Raw genomic sequence first — 4,022 nt, 5'->3', positions numbered from 1 at the left:
CGCGCCGTCGGTCAGCTCCGCGCCAAGGCTGCGCACATGGCGGCTGTCGATCGCGGCCCGAAGAAGCCGACGCCTGTCCGCAAGCCGGCACGTGCGATGAAGGTCGCCGGTGGCGGTGGCTTCGCGTTCGACATGCATGACGGCGAAGACGATCGCGACGCCGAATTCCAACGCTGATCAACCGGTCCGGCCTCGCGCCGGACCGCTCATTTCCAAATCTTCGGAACCCGGACTGCACCATGGCCGCAACTTCGCAATATCTGACGCTCGGGCTCGCCGGCGAGACGTTCGGCATCAGCATCCGCAACGTCCGCGAGATTCTCGACATGCGGCCGATCTCGCGGCTTCCGCACGCGCCGGACTTTCTGCTCGGCATGATCGACGTGCGCGGCAGCGGCTATCCGATCGTCGATCTCAGGAAGAAGCTCGGCCTGCCGACCGTTGCCGCCACGGAAGCGACCCGCATCATCATTCTCGACGTGCCGATGAAGGATCGTCTGGTCGGCGTTGGGTTCGTCGCCGACTGCGTGTTCGAGGTCACCGACATCGACGAGCAGGCGATCGAGCCGATTCCCGAGGTTGGCGGTAAATGGCAGTCCGACTACGCCGCCGGCATCGGCCGCAAGGGCGAGAAGTTCGTCGTGATCTTCGATCTCGCCAAGCTGATGGCGAACGACAAGATTCCGGAAGGACGCGACGCCGGCACGGATGCGCCCCGCGCCGCCTGAGTTTGCAAGAGTGAAGCGTGGACACGCGTAACCACCCCAATTCGAACCAACGAGACTGACATGAGAATCACCGTCAAAGCCAAGCTTGCCAGCGCCTTCGGCCTGGTCATCCTTCTGTTCATTGTGGCAGGCGCCGTAAGCTATATGAAGTTGGCCGACATGGCCGCGACCGCAGATTCCATGGTGCTTCGCGCCAAGCGGATGGAGAAGGCATCCGAAGTCGAGAAGATCATTTGGCAGCAGGTCAGGGCGGAAAAGAACGCAATCCTGGGAACGCCAAGCGAAGCCGACGAATTCGCGATGAACGCCGCCAAGCTCCGCGAGGAAGCAACGAGGATCAAGGACGAGGTCCACGCGCTCGCCAGCGAGGGTGGCAAGAAGCTGCTCGACAACTTTACGAGTGCCTACGCCAGGATGAACGTCTACCAGGAAGAGACGATCAGGCTGGTAAAGACCGACAAGACCAAGGCCACGGAGCGCTCGATGGGCGACGGGCGCAAGGTGGTCGCAGACGCGACGGAGGCGATGGGAGCCTATGTCGCGAACACGAAGAGGCAGATGGCTGAACAGGCCGTGCAGTCCAACGAAGACAGCCGCCGCGCCCAGTTGATTCTCATCGTGCTCGTCGTCGTATCGCTCATTGTTGCCGCGATTAGCGCGGTCTGGATCTCGATCAACATCAGCCGGTCGCTCGCAAAGGCCGTCGATCTGGCGGATGCCGTCGCAATCGGCGATCTCAGCCACAAGATCGATGCTTCCAGCAACGACGAGATCGGCGATCTCGTCAAATCCCTGAACGCGATGACCGCCAATCTGAACGCCACTGCGGCCGTCGCCAACGAGATCGCGCAGGGCAATCTCACGGTTGAGGCCAAGCCGCTGTCGGACAAGGACACGCTCGGCCTCGCGCTCCAGCGCATGGTGGAGAAGCTTCGCCAGATCGTGTCGGAAGCCCTGACGGCGGCGCAGAACGTCTCGGCCGGCAGCCAGGAGCTCTCGGCCAGCGCCGAGCAGCTGTCGCAGGGTGCGACCGAGCAGGCCTCGTCCGCCGAGGAAGCCTCCTCCTCGATGGAGGAGATGGCCTCGAACGTGAAGCAGAACGCCGACAACGCCAATCAGACCGAGAAGATCGCCGCGCAGTCGGCCAAGGATGCCGAGGCCAGCGGTGCTGCGGTCGGCCGGGCGGTCAATGCGATGCAGACAATCGCCGAGAAAATCACGATCGTGCAGGAGATCGCGCGTCAGACCGATCTGCTCGCACTCAACGCCGCGGTCGAGGCCGCCCGCGCCGGCGAGCACGGCAAGGGCTTTGCGGTGGTCGCCTCCGAAGTGCGCAAGCTTGCCGAGCGCAGCCAGGCCGCCGCCGCCGAGATCGGGACGCTCTCGGTCGACACCGTGAAGGTGGCGCAGGAGGCCGGGGCGATGCTCTCCAAGCTCGTTCCGGATATCAAGAAGACCGCCGAGCTGGTCGAGGAGATCACCGCGGCGTGCCGCGAGCAGGACGTCGGATCGGCCCAGATCAACCAGGCGATCCAGCAGCTCGACAAGGTGGGCCAGCAGAACGCGAGCGCCTCCGAGCAGGTGTCATCGACCTCGGAGGAACTCGCCTCGCAGGCCGAACAGCTCCAGTCCACCATCGCCTATTTCCGCATCGAGCAGGGCGGAAAGGGCCATGCGGCTGCGCCGATCGACCGGGCGGTCGATCAGTTGCGGACCAAGGCGGCGACGATGGCGGCGGCCGAGCGGCCGGCCAAGAAGCCGCAAGGCAAGCCGGTGCGCGCCCTGAAGGTTGCCGGTGGTGGCGGGTTCGCCTTCGACATGCATGACGGCGAGGATGATCGGGACGCCGATTTCCAGCGCTAGGACTCCTCGGAACTCTTGCGGACCGGCCCGCCTTGCGACGGTGAACCGGTCCGCTTTCAACGGATACGTCAACGCTTAGGATCGAAGATGGCCCGTACGGCCCGACATTCAGTACAGGCGGCCATCCCGGACCGGAGCAGGCGGCCATGATGCCCGCCGTGCAGGATACCGCCGTGCATCTGTCGGACCGCCACTTCCGCACCATCGCTCAACTGATCGAGGGCCAGGTCGGCATCAAGCTGCCGCAGGGCAAGCGGCTGATGCTGGAGGGGCGGCTGCACAAGCGCGTGCGCGCGCTCAACTTTTCCGGCCTCAACGAATATGTCGAGAACCTGTTCGAGGCGGATCATTTCGATACCGAGCTCACCCATCTCATCGATGTGGTGACGACCAACAAGACCGATTTCTTCCGCGAGCCGCAGCACTTCACTTTCCTGCGGGATATCGCGATCCCCGCCCTGCTCAAATCGCATGGCCGCAAAAGTGCGAACCTCAAGATCTGGAGCTCGGCGAGCTCCACGGGCATGGAAGCCTATACGACAGCGATGGTGCTGGACGACATGACGCGGAACGGCTCGCGTTTCCAGTACCGCATTCTCGGGACCGACATCTCGACCGCGGTGCTGCGCCTCGCCAAGACGGCGATCTACACCCGCGACGTGCTCGCTCCAGTGCCGGAGCAATTCGTGAAACGATATTTTTCGTCGTCGCGGGACAAGTCGCGCGGTGAGGTACGGGTCGTGCCGGAATTGCGGAACATGGTGCATTTCATGAGGATGAACCTCATGGACAAATCCTACCCCGTCGATCGTGACGTCGATATCATCTTCTGCCGCAACGTCCTGATCTATTTCGAGCGCGAGACCCAGCGCAAGGTGGTCGAGCAATTGTGCAGCCATTTGCGTCCGGGCGGCTATCTGCTGGTCGGACATTCGGAATCGATGATTCACAGTGCCGTGCCAGGGCTGAAGCAAGTTCAGCCAACCATTTTCCAGGTCTAGCCGGAGCGCAACGAGATGCCGAGGGAGAAAGTTCGCGTACTGATCGTGGACGATTCGGCGTCGGTTCGCCAAATCCTGCAGACGATCCTCAACGACGACCCTGAGATCGAGGTGATGGGAGCGGCTGCCGATCCGTTCGCGGCGGCGCGACGCCTCCAGAACGAGATCCCCGACGTCATGATCCTCGACCTGGAAATGCCGCGCATGGACGGCATGACGTTCCTGCGCAAGATCATGGCGCAGCGCCCAATCCCGGTGATCATTTGCTCTTCGTTGACCGAAGAGGGCTCGAACGTGATGTTCGAGGCGTTCGAGGCCGGCGCGGTCGACATCGTGCCGAAACCGAAGATCGACACGCGGCAGGCGCTGCTCGAATGCTCGACGCGGTTGCGCGAGGCCGTGAAGTCGGCGGCGCGCGCGCGGGTTCGTC

At 63.3% G+C, this 4,022-nt stretch carries 4 protein-coding genes; all 4 read left to right on the top strand.

Annotation, left to right across the window (positions count from 1 at the left end):
- Positions 1 to 239 precede the first annotated feature (239 nt).
- Positions 240 to 728 carry a chemotaxis protein CheW gene (locus MOV75_RS29575; protein ID WP_246932285.1) on the top strand — a complete coding sequence of 163 codons (489 nt, stop codon included), beginning with the start codon at positions 240 to 242 and terminating at the stop codon, positions 726 to 728.
- 60 nt (positions 729 to 788) lie between these two features.
- Positions 789 to 2,591 (top strand): methyl-accepting chemotaxis protein, encoded by a 1,803-nt coding sequence (locus MOV75_RS29570; RefSeq protein WP_247007087.1) that lies wholly within the window; start codon positions 789 to 791, stop codon positions 2,589 to 2,591.
- A gap of 146 nt (positions 2,592 to 2,737) precedes the next feature.
- On the top strand, positions 2,738 to 3,592 hold the full coding sequence (locus tag MOV75_RS29565; protein ID WP_246926095.1) for a protein-glutamate O-methyltransferase CheR: 855 nt from the start codon (positions 2,738 to 2,740) through the stop codon (positions 3,590 to 3,592).
- Between the two features lie 15 nt (positions 3,593 to 3,607).
- Positions 3,608 to 4,022 (top strand): response regulator (locus MOV75_RS29560; protein WP_247007086.1); only part of this gene is annotated, 415 nt, incomplete at its 3' end.

It is taken from the genome of Bradyrhizobium sp. PRIMUS42, assembly GCF_023006515.1.
GTDB lineage: Bacteria > Pseudomonadota > Alphaproteobacteria > Rhizobiales > Xanthobacteraceae > Bradyrhizobium.
This window is presented reverse-complemented; position numbering and strand designations above follow the sequence as displayed.